The sequence below is a fragment of the Shewanella colwelliana ATCC 39565 genome (assembly GCF_000518705.1).
Lineage (GTDB): Bacteria > Pseudomonadota > Gammaproteobacteria > Enterobacterales > Shewanellaceae > Shewanella > Shewanella colwelliana.
In genome coordinates, this window is record NZ_JAEC01000007.1 from 1 (window position 1) to 16,260 (window position 16,260).

Sequence of the window (16,260 nt, forward strand, 5' to 3'; positions counted from 1 at the left end):
GGATGGATTCACGGCGTGGAGCAGAAGTATCTGCACATAAGTCTGCTGCAAGCAATTAACTCCCATTGAAGGTACGACCTTCAAGCTCACTTAACCAATTCCCCCCCAGCCAAACGCTACATAAGCTAATCCAAGGAATGCCAAACCTTCATTCCAAGGCCAACTCACTTTGGGGCAAAAGCACGTTAGCTTTTTACTCGCCACTCACACCAAATGCAGCTTAATCGAAGAAACGTTAGAAACCAAGTGTAAACGCGGCTGCGGCCTTTGCCAGCAGGGATGCTGGCGTAGAGCCCACAAGGATGTGCTTGCGGCGTGTCGCAGAAGTGTTTGCACATAAGCTCACCGCAGGTGATTGATTGCTATGAAGGTACGACCTTCAAGCTCACTTAACTAATTCCCCCCTGCCAAACGCTACATAAGCTAATCCAAAAAATGCCAAACCTTCATTCCAAGGCCAACCCACTTTGGGGAAAAACTAAGTTAGCTTTTAATGCGTTATTAGTCCCAAATGAAGTTAAATCAAAGAGAGAAAATAACCTAGTGCAGATGCAACTGCGGACGTTGCTGGCAGGGCCGCTCTCTGACATTCATGTCATCGCGGCATTTGTGAATCCATTCACATCAGGTGCCGCTGTGGAGCGTTTAGGGACATATTCACAACAATATCCCTATCTAAAAGCCAGTTCGGCATCCCTGCCTCTCGTTCGTTAGCATGAAGCGATGCTTCACTCACCGTGCCAAAAGATCGCTTGCACATAAGGCCTGCGGCAGGCCATTAACCCTCATTGAAGGTTCGACCTTGAAACACACATACCAAAAAAGGCTCAGCCAAACACGACTCAAACAAACTTTTAAAACTCGGGTTAATGTTAACCGAAAAACAAAACAACCCTCGTTTTGACGAGACAAAAAAAAGCGCTTCAAAGCATGAAGCGCGAAATCACAAGCAAACGGGTTAAGTTACCTCATAAGGCGCTTAGGCAAGCGCCGAACAAGATTAACCTTCGAAGCTATTGAGTATGCCAAGCGCCGCATCGCGTCCTTCGGCAATAGCGGTGACGACAAGATCTGAGCCACGGACCATATCGCCGCCAGCGAACACTTTCGGGTTACTGGTTTGGAAAGGGTTATCGGCGACTTTAGGAGCCACTACTCGGCCCCATTGATCGAGTTCAATATCGTAGTCGGCAAACCACTTGGCAGGACTTGGCTGAAAACCAAAGGCGATGATGATGGCATCGGCGTCTATAAGTTGCTCACTGCCTTCGATGGGCTGTGGGCGACGGCGACCTGAGTCATCAGGCTCACCTAACTGGGTTTCAATACACTCGATGCCAGTGACCACGCCTGCTTCAATCTTTATCGACGTAGGTTGGCGGTTAAACAGGAACTGAACCCCCTCTTCACGAGCATTTTGCACTTCACGGCGTGAACCAGGCATATTCTCTTCGTCGCGGCGGTAGGCGCAGATCACCTCTTTTGCGCCTTGACGCACGGCGGTGCGCACACAATCCATGGCGGTATCTCCGCCACCGAGTACCACGACCTTCTTGCCCTCAAGTGACAGGTAAGGGGACTCTGTAGATTCGGTGCCCATAATGTGATGGGTGTTCCCAATCAGGTAAGGCAGTGCTTGGTAGACGCCTTGTGCATCTTCATTGTCCAGGCCTGCTTGCATGGCGGTGTAAGTGCCCATGCCGAGGAACACAGCATCATATTGTTCAAGCAAGGCATCGAAACCAATATCTTGGCCGACAGTGACATTGAGTTTAAAGTCAATCCCCATCCCTTCTAACACTTCACGGCGGGTGGCCATTACCGATTTGTCGAGTTTGAAGGCGGGAATACCATAAGTCAGTAGACCACCGATCTGTGGGTTTTTATCATAAACCACGGTTTTTACGCCATTGCGGGCGAGGATATCGGCACAACCTAGACCCGCTGGGCCTGCACCGATGATCGCCACGCGCTCGGAACGTGCGGTGACTTTACTCATGTCGGGTCGCCAGCCTTGGGCGATGGCGGTATCAGTAATGTACTTTTCGACATTGCCGATGGTGACTGCACCAAATTCATCATTGAGGGTACAGGCGCCTTCACAGAGTCTATCTTGGGGGCAGACTCGGCCGCAGATTTCCGGCAGGGTGTTGGTTTCATGTACCAGTTCGGCAGCTTCTAAAATACGTCCTTGCTGTGCCAGCTTTAGCCAGTTGGGAATGTAGTTATGCAGAGGGCATTTCCATTCGCAATAGGGGTTACCGCAATCGAGGCAACGGTCGGCTTGCTCACTCACCTGAGGTTGGGCAAACGGCTGGTAGATCTCGATAAACTGTGTGGCACGTTTAGCGGCTGCGTGTTTAGTAGGATCTTTGCGGCCCACTTCAATAAACTGAAAATCGTTACTCATTTGAAGTTACCCCGCTACTACTGAAAGTTCTGGTTGTGACTGTTCGAGTCGCAATAGATCGTTAAGCGCAACATTTTTTGGCTTAATTAATACGAAGCAATCGATCCAGTTTTCAAAATCATTTAACAACATCTTGGCATGTTCACTGCCTGTCTCGTTGAGGTGTTCCTCAATGAGTCCTTTTAGGTGCTGTTGTTGTATCGGTGAGGACACCTTATGGGTATCGACCATTTCGGTATTTACCCGGCGATTAAAGTGACCAAAGCGGTCGAACACATACGCGAAACCGCCTGTCATGCCCGCACCAAAGTTCACTCCAGTTTTACCCAGCACCACCACAATACCGCCTGTCATATATTCACAGCCGTTATCTCCTAAACCCTCAACCACAGCGATTGCACCTGAGTTACGCACAGCGAAGCGCTCACCTGCTTTGCCTGCTGCAAACAGTTTGCCGCCACTGGCGCCATAGAGGCAGGTATTACCTAGAATGACGCTACGCTCACTTTGGAACATACTGCCCAGCGGTGGGTAGACGGTGAGTTTACCGCCTGACATCCCTTTGCCGACATAATCGTTAGCATCGCCGCACAGTTCCATGTTTAATCCTGGCGCATTCCAAACGCCAAAGCTTTGGCCTGCACTGCCATTGAAGCGGAGGTTTACTGGTGCTTTAGCACCCTGTAAGCCCACTGTGGTGGCAATATGACCAGATAGCCCCGCGCCAACAGAGCGGTCGGTGTTATTGATGTTGAAACAGGCTTTAAACGTCTCACCCTGCTCAACCGCCTCTTTAGCCGCAGCTATAATAGTTTGGTTTAACTCACCTTGATCGGATGTTGGATTAGTTTCTTGCCACGTTAGCGCACAGCCTGCTGGTATGTCTGGCTTAAATAGGATGGCAGATAAGTCTAACTGTTGCTGCTTCTCCGTCACGCCCTCTAACGCGCTAAGCCAGTCACTGCGGCCAACCAGTTGTTCAAATTCGCTGACCCCAAGTGCTGCCATGTACTCGCGGATCTCTTGTGCCATAAACTCAAAATAGGTCATAACACGCTCAGGCAGACCGTGATAATGGTTATCACGTAGTTGCTTGTTTTGAGTCGCGACACCTGTGGCGCAGTTGTTGAGATGGCAGATACGTAAGTATTTACAGCCCAGGGCAATCATGGGCACGGTACCAAAACCGAAGCTTTCAGCACCGAGTAGGGCTGCTTTAATCACGTCGGCGCCAGTCTTAAGACCGCCATCGACTTGGAGACGGATCTTATGACGCAGGCCATTAGCCACGAGCGACTGATGTACCTCTGCCAAACCGAGCTCCCAAGGGCTGCCGGCATATTTGACTGAGGTAATTGGGCTGGCACCTGTACCGCCATCGTAACCTGAGATGGTGATCATATCGGCATAGGCTTTGGCCACACCAGTGGCAATGGTACCCACACCTGGCTCTGAGACCAGTTTGACCGAGATCAGTGCCTTGGGATTTATCTGCTTAAGGTCAAAAATCAGCTGAGCCAAATCTTCAATCGAATAGATGTCATGATGTGGCGGTGGCGATATGAGTGTGACGCCGGGGCGGGCATTACGCAGCGCTGCGATCTCGACACTGACTTTGTCACCGGGAAGTTGGCCACCTTCGCCTGGCTTAGCGCCTTGTGCCACCTTAATCTGCAGCACTTCGGCATTGACTAAGTAGTGCGCCGTGACGCCAAATCGGCCCGATGCAATCTGTTTAATGGCCGAATTTCGCACCGAATTGAAACGACTTGGATCTTCACCACCTTCACCAGAGTTTGAGCGGCCACCCAGACGATTCATGGCAACAGCCAAGGCTTCATGAGCTTCAGGGCTTAATGCGCCGATACTCATGGCGGCACTGTCAAAGCGTGGGTAGAGGGTGTCTGCACCTTCTACTTGGTCAATGGTGATCGCGTCCTTATCGCCTTTGACCACAAATAGATCGCGCAATGTGGCGATAGTTCTGTCGTCAACTAATTGAGTAAAACGCTTGTAAGTTGGATAATCTTTGTCGCGCAAACAGGCTTGCAGAGTGTTAACCACATCGGGGTTGAAGCAGTGGTACTCGCCGCCCTCTACATATTTAAGCAAGCCACCTTGCGGCAGTGGTTGATGCTTTTGGAAGGCTAGCTTTTGCAATACTTGCTGATCTTTTTCTAGTAGATCAAAATTAGCGCCTTCGATACGGCTGATCACCCCTTTAAAGCAGAGTTCTACCACATCAGTGGATAAGCCAATGGCTTCAAACTGCTGGCTACAGCGGTATGAGCCAACGGTACTGATCCCCATCTTAGACATGATCTTTCTCAGACCTTTATCGATACCTTGACGGAAATTGAGCATCAACTTTTGGGTTTCTGTGACACCATGTTTGAGCGAAAGTGCAGAGATGCTTTCGTAAGCTAAATAAGGGTAAATAGCGGTAGCGCCAAAGCCCAGTAACACGGCAAAATGGTGCGGATCGCGTGCAGATGCCGTTTCAACTATGATGTTGGTGTCGCAGCGTAGGCTTTGATCCACCAGAACACGTTGTACGGCGCCGACGGCCATGGCCGCAGGGATCACTTGCTTATTTTTACTCGTGGCTCGATCTGAGAGGATCAACAAGGTAGTGCCAGTACGAGCTAGGCGTTCAGCCTCATCACACACGCGTTTAATTGCAGTTTCCAGCCCTTCTGCTAGGTCATAGTTTAAATCGACGGTGTTGGCACGGTAATAGGTTGAATCTAACGCCAGTAACTGGTTGAAGTCACTAAACAGCAGAACAGGCGAGTCAAACATAACACGGTATGCATGGCCCATGGTTTCGTTGAAGAGGTTTTGCTCGCGACCGATGCAGGTAGCCAACGACATCACATGTTTTTCACGCAAAGGATCTATGGGGGGGGTTGGTCACCTGAGCAAATTTTTGACGGAAGTAGTCATACAGAGTGCGAGACTTCTTCGATAACACCGCCATTGGGGTATCGTCACCCATTGAGCCTGTGGCTTCTTCGCCTTTTTCAGCCAACACCCAAATCACTTGTTCAAGTTCTTCACGAGAGTAACCAAATTGCTTTTGGTACTGTAAGAGTGTGTCGTTAGAGAATTCGCATACCCCTTGGGCTGTTTTTGGCATCTGCTCGGCAGGTATCAAGGTTTGACTGTGCTTTGCCATCCACTCTTTGTAAGGGTGGCGACGCTTGAGGTCATTATCGATTTCAAAAGATGAATAGAGTTGGCCATTTAAGGTGTCTAGTACCAGAAGCTCCCCTGGACCAACGCGGCCTTTTTCAACCACTTCATCAGGTGCGTAATCCCAAATACCTACCTCTGAAGCCAAGGTCAAAATTCTATCTTTAGTGATCACATAACGTGACGGGCGAAGCCCATTACGGTCAACGGCACAGGCAACATGGCGACCGTTGGTCATGACGATACCTGCGGGGCCATCCCACGGCTCCATGTGCATGGAGTTAAAGTCGTAGAAGGCTTTGAGCTCTTCGTCCATTTCTGGATTACTTTGCCATGCAGGCGGGATAAGCAAGCGCATGGCGCGGTAGAGATCCATCCCGCCGGCGAGTAACATCTCTAGCATGTTGTCTAGCGATGATGAGTCTGAACCGCTCTCATTAACAAAAGGCGCCGCTTGTTGAAGATCGGGTAATAGTGGTGCATTAAATTTATACGCACGAGCACGTGCCCACTGGCGGTTACAGGTAATGGTGTTGATTTCGCCATTATGGGCTAAGTATCTAAATGGCTGTGCCAATGGCCATTTAGGTGATGTATTGGTGGAGAAGCGCTGGTGGAATAAGCAGATGGCGCTTTGCAATCTAATGTCTGCTAAGTCAGGGTAAAAAGCTGGCAGATCAGCGGGCATCATTAGCCCTTTATAGACAATGGCTTGACCTGAGAGACTGGCTACATAGAAGTCTTGGTCATCGAGCATCTGTTGCTCTAAGCGCCGACGCGCCATGTAGAGGCGTCGCTCAAGATCTTTCTCTCGCCATCCGATAGGGGCATTAATCAATACTTGAAATATTTGAGGTTGACTGGCTTGCCCTATTGGCCCTAACACATCGGCATTAACGGGGACTTCACGCCAGCCAGCAACGCTTAAGGTTTCTTTTTCAAGTTCACGTTCGAGTAGCAGTTTAGCCTGGGCAGCCTTTTCTTCATCTTGACTGAGAAACAGCATGCCAACCGCGAACTTGCGGCTAAGGTGCCAATCATTCTCTGCCGCGATCGCTTCGAAGAATTTAATGGGGAGCTGCATTAATAAACCACAGCCATCGCCAGTGCGGCCATCAGCTGCAATACCACCACGATGTTTCATACGGTCTAAGCCGTGAATCGCGGTGCGCACTATTCTGTGACTGGCTTCGCCATCCATCTGGGCGATCAAACCAAAGCCACAGTTATCCCGTTCAAAACTGGGGTGATACAAGCTCATATAAAAACTCCCTAATACTCACTATTACTACTCGGGGAAATTGTTGTGTTTGATAGCCACCCGAACCAACCAAATTAACTTTTGCATTACCAAAGGTCAAACCTATTTTTTGCATAAAATCTGCTTGCTAATTACTGTTTCATACAAGCGTTTAGCAGGCTTTACGTTAACGTAAACTGATGAAAGTGCTGTATAACCTTATGAATAAAAAGAATTTTGAAGGTTGGTGTTGTTTCTGTTTACTAATGTGTAACAAAATGTCGGATTGTTTTGCTTTTTAAAAAAGTGATTTTTATTGCAGGCACAGTGAATTTTTTAACAACTGGTGATGCGGAAAGGACAATAAATGAGACAATCTGTCAGTTTACTTATCACTAATGTGATTGACCACACATTTCAATCGTGTGTTGTTTGAGATATCCCTAAGTTTGAATGGCTCAGCTTAGGTAAAATAGCCTGCTTGAGAGTGAGTAGAGATTTTTAGTGTGGGACTGGATAGTTACGTCAATACGTTTGGTGTGCAGTGTAAGCTGCGATATGGCCAGCGATTAAAGAAGTTAACCATAGATGCCAAATTTACCTGCCCAAATAGAGATGGCACCTTAGGACGAGGAGGTTGTACATTTTGTAATGTTGAGTCATTTAGCCATGAGCACGGAACGATTGACTCTATCGGTGTTCAGCTAGCGAAAGGGCGTGAGCGCTCCCAAGCCAAAAGCAGTAAATTTATCGCTTATTTCCAAGCCTATACCAGTACTTATGACGAGTATCAGGTATTAAAAGAGAAATATGATCAGGCAATAGAAGATGATGACATTGTCGGCCTTTGCGTGGGTACTCGTCCCGATTGCGTCCCCGATGAGGTGATTGCGCTGTTGGTAAGTTATCAGCAAAGAGGTTTGGAAGTCTGGCTTGAACTTGGACTGCAAACCGCCAACGATGACACCCTTAAGCGGATTAATCGAGGCCACGGCTTTGCCGACTATCAGGATACAGTCAAGCGGGCAAGAGGTGCTGGCATCAAAGTCTGCACTCATCTTATTTTGGGCTTACCAGGTGAAACTCACGCCGACTTTTTACACACCCATCAAGCGGTGTTGGAGGCGGGTGTCGATGGATTGAAGTTACACCCTTTGCATGTGGTCGATGGCAGCACCATGGCTAAAGCCTGGCGTGCAGGTCGATTACCGCTATTGTCATTAGAGGATTATGCCTATTCTGCATCAGAGCTGATTAGGTATACGCCCAAAGAGATTATTTTTCACAGAGTTACTGCCTATGCTAAGAAACCAGTACTGCTTGCACCAAGTTGGTGTGGCTACCGTTGGAATGGTTTAGTGGCGATTGAGGACAACTTAAAACAGCAGGGTGGGCAAGGACATTACCTGCTGGAACATAAGGTTAAGGCGTAGAAAATTGGGTCATATTCGTAAAAGTTTAAGTAAATAAATTAATGTAAAGTTGCGAGTTCGTTAAATAACAGAGGTTTTTACTAGCATATGCTTCAATTAGTTGCACCTGCAATTATAGAAGGTATTATGGAGTAAATTTAGTTCTTATAAAGTAAGCATTATTTCGAGAGGTGCCTTGATATGGCAACAGCTGAGTTAGAATCAATATTGGATCTTAACACACTAGAGCAGTACTGCAGTGCAATTGGCGCTGGTACGTTGCTGAAAAGTGTCGTCTTATTTGAACAGCTAATGCCTGAGTATGTCGGCAATCTGGTCAATGCTAAAGAAGCACAAGACAAAGATACCTTATGTTCTGAAGCTCATAAGTTTAAGGGCGCTGCAGGATCTGTAGGTTTGAAGCGTATTCAGCAGTATGCACAGTTATTGCAACATGGTGAAGCCGCCGAATGGTCTCAAGGCCATGGCGCTTGGTTGCAAGCAATTGTAGACAATGCGAGCAAAGATTTAGCAGAGCTAAAACAGTATTTAGAATCAAAAGCATAATTTGATTTTTGGATTATCGCTAAAGCCCTTGAAGAGTAATCTTCAGGGGCTTTTTATTACCTGCAGCAAAGGGATAGCGCATCTATACAACTATTGGCTGAGTCTGAGTGGTCGTGGCTACAGATTGTGTGCTCGTTATCGCAAATAAGTTAAAGGCCATGGCAAGTTTGCTCGCACTTTATGCTAGAGTTAGATAGATTATTTGAATGTAAATTAAAGTTGGTAATCGATTTTATGAAACATCTTCCGAGTTTAAAGAACCTCTACTATTTAGTTAATCTCTATCAAGAGCAAAATTTCAACCGAGCGGCAAAGTTGTGTCATGTCAGCCAGTCAACCCTATCCAGTGGTATTCAAAACCTTGAAGAGCAGTTAGGACATCAGCTCATCGAGCGTGACCATAAGTCATTCATCTTTACTGCTATTGGCGAAGAGGTGGTGCTGCGCTCGCGTAAGTTACTGACGGATGTCGATGACTTAGTGGAATTGGTGAAACATCAAGGCGAGTCAATGACTGGCGATATACGCTTGGGTTGTATTCCAACTATTGCGCCTTTTTTGCTTAGCCGTGTGGTGAAGCATTGTCAGAGCGAATACCCCGCATTAACGCTGTTTTTAAAAGAAGATACCACAGAGCGATTACTCGATGCGTTAGGTAAGGGCGAGTTAGATCTGTTGCTATTGGCTTTGCCTGCTGACACTAGTGGCTACCACAGCATGAAGGTGGGGATTGATCCATTTAAGATGGTGATGCACGAGGAGCTATCGGCCGAAACGGTGCAGCCTATCGACTACAAAAATTTACCCGATGAGAGTATTTTTTTACTGCAGTCTGAACACTGTATTACGGGTCATGCTATTAGTGCTTGTCGTTTGGGAGACAGTGAAAAAATTAACCCGTTTGCCGCAACCAGTTTGCATACATTAGTACAGATGGTGAACAGCAAGCTTGGAACTACATTTTTACCCCAAATGGCGATTGATGCAGGGATATTGAACGATACTGAGTTAGCCGTGATGGCGCCACCGGGCGAAACACCATACCGAGATATAGGTTTAGTTTGGCGTCAAACGTCGAGTCGCATTATGACCTTTAGAACCTTGGGCAGTGCGATTGAGCAGTTGTTGGCAAAGCCTAAAGCTTAATTACTGATTTGACCCTTTAGGGGAAACACCAAATACTTCAATTGAGTATTGTTTCCCTTTAAGTTTTATCGGCCCGAGGTTATTGAAATCAAAGTGGCTGGTACTGGTATCGATCAGTGATTGTAACGTGCCAGAGATCAACATGCGTTGCCCAAGGGGATTACACTGATCCTGTAGGCGAGCTAAGGTATTTAGTACATCGCTAAAGAAACTGATCTCCTGCTTTTGTACTCCTACGACCGCAGCAACAACTTGTCCACAATGGGCTGCAGCCTTGAACTTAGGCACAAAGCCATACTGTTCTTCGAAATATTTACGTTGCCAATTAAGCTGCTGACTAAAGTCGTAGTAGATATTAAAACTGCGATCTTCGATGATACCGTTCTCTAATGGCCAGTGGATCAGTACAGCATCGCCCATGTAGCGATAGATTTCAGCATCATTATTGACCACGGTATCAGACAGCAGACTGAAACAGTCTTGAATGAGACGACTAAAGCGGTAATCACCTAAAGACTCGGCATGCGTCGTTGACGCGACCATGTCTAGATAGAGGAATAATCGCTGTTCATAGCGTGGTTTATGGTATTTACCTAAGCCAATATTCAGCAAGACTCTGGGCCCCACAAGGAGTGCCATCTGCTCGATAAATGCTAATCCAACCCGCACGACCACCAAGTAGATGATAAGCGCCTGAAATGATGGGCTATAGAGAATATGCGCTGTTAGCATCTGCCTCAAGGTTGCCATGTGGTTTTCAATCGCCCACATATTTAAAAATTGGGTCATGTAAGCCAGTGTGGTGGCGCCTAGCAGGAGGAACAGACCTTTGAAAATCACCGAAAACAGATAGGGAAGACGATTAATTGCGCTGAAGTCAGCAATCAGATTGGACATCCAGTGCAAGCTACCAAAGATAATACCCATATAGATTGCAAGGGTGGCGAGATCGGCGGTGCCTACGGCCCACTGAGGTAGCTCAGGGCTTTGCGCATAGCGGAAAAAGACAAATGCCCCCATGGCAATTGCCCAAGCGAAAATGGCAAATATAAGCTTTTTTGCTTGAATGCGCGCTCTCACAGTGAAAGTAATACCCTAATGCAGCTGATAATTCAGGATGCGCTAGTGTATAGAAAACACCCCTACAATTTCCAGTGATATTTGTGATCTAAGTCAAATGAAGTCCATATGCGTTAAAAAAGCAGCATAAATCCCCGCGGTTGCGGATAACTTATGCCTTTTTGGGATTATTGAGTCCTTTTTATTTAAGATGCTTACAGAGTATTTGGTGAGTGAAGGCGATTTTTAAGTAAAAGCCTCTAGGATTGGTTAATTTATTTTGACCATCTTGAGCGATACTGAGTGTCACTGAGCGGCTACTTGCCCCTTTAGGACGCAGTTGTAACACCTCACCATGGCGTGCGGTGATCTGTTCTACTTTTCCTAGCGCTATCAGCTCCATGATCTCTTCCCAATCTTGGCGGATCATCTCAAACTCTTGTTGTGAAGGTGTCCATAAAATAGGGGTGCCAATATGTCGATCGGCCACCGCAATCGATCTATCGCCTTCGACGGGTATCCACAGCACACGCTGCAACTTATGATAAACCACACTGTCTTGCCATCTCAGCCCTTGGATATCGATTAAAGGGGCGACGGTAACATAGGTGGTTTCCATGGGTTTACCGTTCGCATCCACTGGAATTGTCTTTAACTCTATTCCTAAGTGGAGAAAGTCCTGTTCGGGCTTTGAACCCGCTATTGCCCCGAGTTCATGTTCAATGAGTTGGCCTATCCAACCTTTATCTCGTTTAAGATTATTAGGGACTGGGATATTGTGCAGGTTCGCCAGCTGGCCTAAGGTTAGGCCTGCCATCTCATGAGCTCGTTGCATCAGCTCTGCAACAGATTGTGGGGGGCATGGATTGGTTATCATGGGATAATTTTACTTAAGTTAGTCAGTTAATCAATCGTGGTTAAAAATCACACACCATCAGTAAATAATAATCTTTATTGAAAGCTTTGCGCTTAAAGTGTTGAAATATAAATGGTAATTTGTTTGTGGCATAGGGCTTAGGCTAGGTTCATTATAGTTACTCTTTTATTTCCCCAGCGTTTCCAACATAGTTATCCACAGAAATATTGGATAACTGTGATAAAAGATCGTGAAAAGCATTTTGCAACCGCTTGTCAAGCCTAAGTAAGGCAAGTTTTACTCACATTTTGATGGATAAAAATATTTACCTGTGAATAACCTTGTGGTTTGTTATTACAGATATTCTCAATCCCACAGGGTGGTTAAATTTCGTTCGATCCAGTTTGCACTGCTTGCTTTTTGCTCAGATCCTTTTTAATTATCTATATTAAACATGGGTTTAATTGTTTTTTGAGAGGGTTGTGGATCGTTGTTATTTTAAGCGGAATAGAGATAAATAACATTTTCAACAGAGTTTCAAACAGAGATATCCACAGATTTTGTGGATATCCTTATGACCATCGCCCAGCCTCTGTTGATAAAATAAAATATTTTTGTTTTTTATCCAAATAATATCTGATAAGAGACAATTGCCGAGGACGCTGCTTTGTGAAACAATCGATCCATTAGAATATTTCAATTTGGAGTCCATGTGATTGATAGTGACGGCTTTCGTGCAAATGTAGGCATCATTATCTGTAATCGCTTTGGGCAGGTTATGTGGGCTAGACGATTTGGTCAGCATTCCTGGCAATTCCCGCAGGGTGGCGTTGATGAAGGCGAAACCGCCGAGCAAGCCATGTATCGGGAGTTGTATGAAGAGGTTGGGTTAAGACCTGAACATGTTCAAATTTTAACCTCAACTCGTTCCTGGTTGCGTTATAGATTACCTAAACGATTAATTAGGCAAGACAGTAAACCTTTGTGTATCGGTCAAAAGCAGAAGTGGTTTTTATTACAGTTAAAGAGTCAAGAGTCGGCGATTAATTTGGCTGCCAGTGGTCACCCTGAATTCGATGATTGGCGCTGGGTCAGTTATTGGTATCCAGTGCGGCAAGTCGTCTCCTTTAAACGTGATGTATACCGTAAGGTTATGAAGGAGTTTGCACCCACGGCATTGCCGTTTCAGATGCAAGAGCATTCCCACAGTGGCAGAAGAAGAGGTCGCCGCAGATAATAGATATGGAGATTTAGGCTGTGTTAAAAACTCTAAGAGACATCACCCAGGCAGTTGCATCTGCCGATGATCTTCAATCAGCCCTATCTCTATTGGTTACCCAAACAAAACTCGCTATGGCAACCCAGTGTTGCTCTATCTATATTTTAGAGGAGCATGAGCTGGTGCTGTCTGCCACCGATGGTTTAGATCCTAATGCCATTGGCAATGTTAAGATGCCTGTGACTCAAGGCTTGGTCGGCTTGGTTGCCGAGCGTGAAGAACCCGTCAACGTTGCCGATGCACATCTGCATCCTCGCTTTAAGCTCTTCAGTGAAGTCGCTGAAGATAGCTTCCGTGCCTTTTTGGCCGTGCCCATTATCTATCAAAAATTGATCATTGGTGTACTGGTTGTACAGCAAGCTGAGGCGCGTCAATTTAGTGAAGCAGAAGAAGCTTTCTTAATGACCTTAGCGGCGCAGTTGGCAATGACGGTCCGCGAGCAGCGCAAGCGTGCCGAAGTTGCATCAGCACCAAACCAGCTGTACTACAGCGGCACGACTGCAGCGAACGGTGTGGTCATTGCCCATGCTATGGTGTTGGGAGCCGACATTCCCCTTGAACAACCTGACACTTTTGCTAGCGATATTAACGCTGAGCAAGCTATGCTGCAGCAAGCACTCTCTGCGTGTCGTAATACCCTTAGTGGTTTGTCACAGCGTTTTGATGGCGAGAATGAGAAAGAGGTTCAATCGATATTCTCCGCGCTGTTGCTACTGCTTGATGACACGAGCTTGGGAGGCGAATATGCTAGGGAGGTTGCACAAGGTCTAAGTGCCGTGTCGGCGGTGAGTCGCGTGTCCTTGCGCTATATTGCGCAGTTCCAGCAGATGCAAGATCCCTATTTGCAAGAGCGGGCCAATGATATTCGTGATTTAGGTCAGCGAGTATTACGCCAGTTAATTGAACCACAAAAAATGCACATCGAGCTGGATGTGCCTGTGATTTTAGTGACTAAAGAAGCGACCGCTACCATGTTGGCCGAGTTCCCGCAGCATAAATTGGTCGGGATTGTCACAGAGCTAGGCGGAGTGAATTCACATGCTGCAATCTTAGCTCGCGCGTTTGGGGTTCCTGCAATCATAGGGGTTGAGGGAGTACTCAACGCAGGTATAGATGGCAAACAACTGGTGTTGAATGCCACTCGGGGGTAGGTGCTTGTTTCCCCCACTCCTACCCTCATTCGCGAGTATCGCCAGCTTATTTCTGCTGAGAAAGCCTTACAAAAACGCTTTAGCGACGAATTACCCTTGCCGGCAAAAACTTTAGATGAGCGACGAGTCCACCTTTATCTAAATGCTGGGCTATTAAGCAGTTTAGCATCAGAGATTGCAGAAGGGGCTGATGGTATCGGACTGTATCGCACCGAAATTCCGTTTATGCTTCAGCCTAGATTTCCCAGCGAATCTGAGCAGGTTGAGGTGTATAAGCAGGTGCTCGATGCAGCGATAGGGCGACCAGTAGTGATGCGTACCCTCGACGTTGGTGGCGATAAACCATTATCTTATTTGCCGATCATTGAAGAAAACCCATTTTTAGGTTGGCGGGGTATCCGTTTGACCTTAGATCATCCTGAGCTGTTTTTAGTGCAATTACGAGCAATGTTGAATGCATCTGCCGCCAGAGATCAGCTGCATATATTGCTGCCAATGGTTTGCTGTCTCGACGAGATCGATCAGGCTATTGCCTATTTGGAGCAGGCTTACCTTGAAGTAAAGCAAGATCTGCATCCTCATCTGGTTCGACCCAAGATTGGCATTATGTTAGAGGTGCCAGCATTATTGTTTCAACTTGAAGAAGTGGCAAAACGAGTTGATTTTGTTTCGGTGGGCTCGAATGACTTAACGCAATACTTGTTAGCGGTGGATCGCAATAACCCTAGAGTCAGTACCCTGTATGACTGCTATCATCCTGGCATATTGCGGGCACTCAAGCATGCACGCATTGATTGCGATAAATACCAGTTGCCTGTGAGCGTGTGTGGCGAATTGGCGGGTGAGCCTATTGGGGTCATTTTGTTGGTGGCCATGGGATATGATCAGCTGAGTATGAACCAAGGCAGCTTGGCAAAAATTAACTATCTGATCCGCCGTGTTTCCTATGCGGATTTAAGTGAATTGCTCGATAAGGCGCTCTCTCTTACTAATGGTACAGAAGTTCGTCAATTGGTCACCGCTTACTTAAAGGCTGCACAGTTAGATGAGTTTTTATAACCAAATATGAGATTTTCATTCAGGGGCTTTTTACTTTAAGCTAAAGCTCTTTTTTGGTCGGGGCTATTGAGAAGTTATGTTAACCATATTGTTGAGTTGTATTGCCCTGGGTGCCTTTATTGGCTTTATGGCCGGGTTGCTTGGCATTGGCGGTGGTGTTATTGCCGTCCCGGTACTGCTCTATTTATTACCCAAAGCAGGTGTGGCCCCTGAATATTTGACTCATGTGGCTATTGCTACATCGCTCGCAGCCATTATTTTAACCTCTCTCTCTTCTGCTCGCGCGCATCACTCCCGTGGCAATATTCCTTGGCCACTGCTAAAAATTATGCTGCCTGCTTTTGTCATTGGAGCATTGGGAGCGGGTTTTATTGCCGAGATGTTTTCTGCCAGTGCATTGAAACAAACCTTTGCGGTATTTGTGATCCTAATGGCGATACAGATGATGTTTCCTGTTAGCCCTAAAGCCGCGGAACGTGAACTTCCCAAAGCTCCATACCTATTTGTGGCTGCGATGGTTATCGCGGTGGTCGCAGCATTAATGGGCATAGGTGGCGGTATTTTGTTGATCCCATTTCTGTGTTGGTGTGGCACCCAGATGCGTCAAGCTATTGGGTTTTCTTCGGTGACAGGATTGATGATCGCCACGTTTGGCAGTATTAGTTATATTATCGCTGGTTGGGGCACCACTGGGCTACCCGATTATATGCTTGGTTATATTTATCTGCCTGCGTTAGTGGGTATCGTTAGTACCTCTATGTTAATGGCCCCTGTGGGTGCAAAGGCGGCGAGTGTATGGCCGATAGCAAGGCTTAAACGTATTTTTGCATTGATGCTGATTCTAACGGGATTGAAACTCGTCGTTAGCTAGCGCACATTTTTGATG

General features: G+C 46.7%; 8 protein-coding genes and 2 pseudogenes. 6 read left to right on the forward strand and 4 right to left on the reverse strand.

What is annotated here, in order from left to right:
• Positions 1-1,000 precede the first annotated feature (1,000 nt).
• Both L876_RS0104620 and gltB read right to left on the reverse strand, forming a co-directional pair.
• Positions 1,001-2,410, reverse strand: coding sequence for an FAD-dependent oxidoreductase (locus L876_RS0104620; protein WP_028762724.1), 1,410 nt, complete (start codon positions 2,408-2,410; stop codon positions 1,001-1,003).
• Between the two features lie 6 nt (positions 2,411-2,416).
• A pseudogene (gene gltB / locus L876_RS21095) lies at positions 2,417-6,866 on the reverse strand (glutamate synthase large subunit).
• Positions 6,867-7,351: 485 nt separating this feature from the next.
• Between gltB and mnmL the strand changes: the two are divergent.
• The 3 genes from mnmL to oxyR all read left to right on the forward strand — a co-directional run bounded on the left by mnmL (position 7,352) and on the right by oxyR (position 9,970).
• Complete coding sequence (mnmL, locus tag L876_RS0104630; protein ID WP_028762725.1) at positions 7,352-8,278, forward strand: tRNA modification radical SAM protein MnmL/YtqA; 927 nt, start codon at positions 7,352-7,354, stop codon at positions 8,276-8,278.
• Between the two features lie 180 nt (positions 8,279-8,458).
• The gene (locus L876_RS0104635; protein WP_028762726.1) at positions 8,459-8,824 is read left to right on the forward strand and encodes an Hpt domain-containing protein; all 366 of its coding nucleotides are present in this window, start codon (positions 8,459-8,461) and stop codon (positions 8,822-8,824) included.
• A 234-nt stretch (positions 8,825-9,058) separates the two neighbouring features.
• Positions 9,059-9,970, forward strand: a complete 912-nt coding sequence (oxyR, locus tag L876_RS0104640; RefSeq protein ID WP_028762727.1) for a hydrogen peroxide-inducible genes transcriptional activator OxyR — start codon at positions 9,059-9,061, stop codon at positions 9,968-9,970.
• Here the strand turns inward: oxyR and L876_RS0104645 are convergent, their stop codons facing one another.
• Together L876_RS0104645 and mutH are read right to left on the reverse strand one after the other, a co-directional pair.
• A complete protein-coding gene (locus L876_RS0104645) occupies positions 9,971-11,050 on the reverse strand; it encodes an adenylate/guanylate cyclase domain-containing protein (RefSeq protein WP_028762728.1) in 1,080 nt (359 codons plus the stop codon).
• A gap of 181 nt (positions 11,051-11,231) precedes the next feature.
• Positions 11,232-11,903 (reverse strand): DNA mismatch repair endonuclease MutH, encoded by a 672-nt coding sequence (gene mutH, locus L876_RS0104650; protein WP_373316136.1) that lies wholly within the window; start codon positions 11,901-11,903, stop codon positions 11,232-11,234.
• 694 nt (positions 11,904-12,597) lie between these two features.
• Between mutH and rppH the strand changes: the two genes are divergently transcribed.
• The 3 genes and pseudogenes from rppH to L876_RS0104665 all read left to right on the forward strand — a co-directional run bounded on the left by rppH (position 12,598) and on the right by L876_RS0104665 (position 16,245).
• The gene (gene rppH / locus L876_RS0104655) at positions 12,598-13,122 is read left to right on the forward strand and encodes an RNA pyrophosphohydrolase (RefSeq protein WP_028762730.1); all 525 of its coding nucleotides are present in this window, start codon (positions 12,598-12,600) and stop codon (positions 13,120-13,122) included.
• Between the two features lie 20 nt (positions 13,123-13,142).
• A pseudogene (ptsP, locus tag L876_RS21100) lies at positions 13,143-15,374 on the forward strand (phosphoenolpyruvate--protein phosphotransferase).
• Positions 15,375-15,450: 76 nt separating this feature from the next.
• Positions 15,451-16,245 (forward strand): sulfite exporter TauE/SafE family protein, encoded by a 795-nt coding sequence (locus L876_RS0104665; RefSeq protein ID WP_028762731.1) that lies wholly within the window; start codon positions 15,451-15,453, stop codon positions 16,243-16,245.
• Positions 16,246-16,260 lie beyond the last annotated feature (15 nt).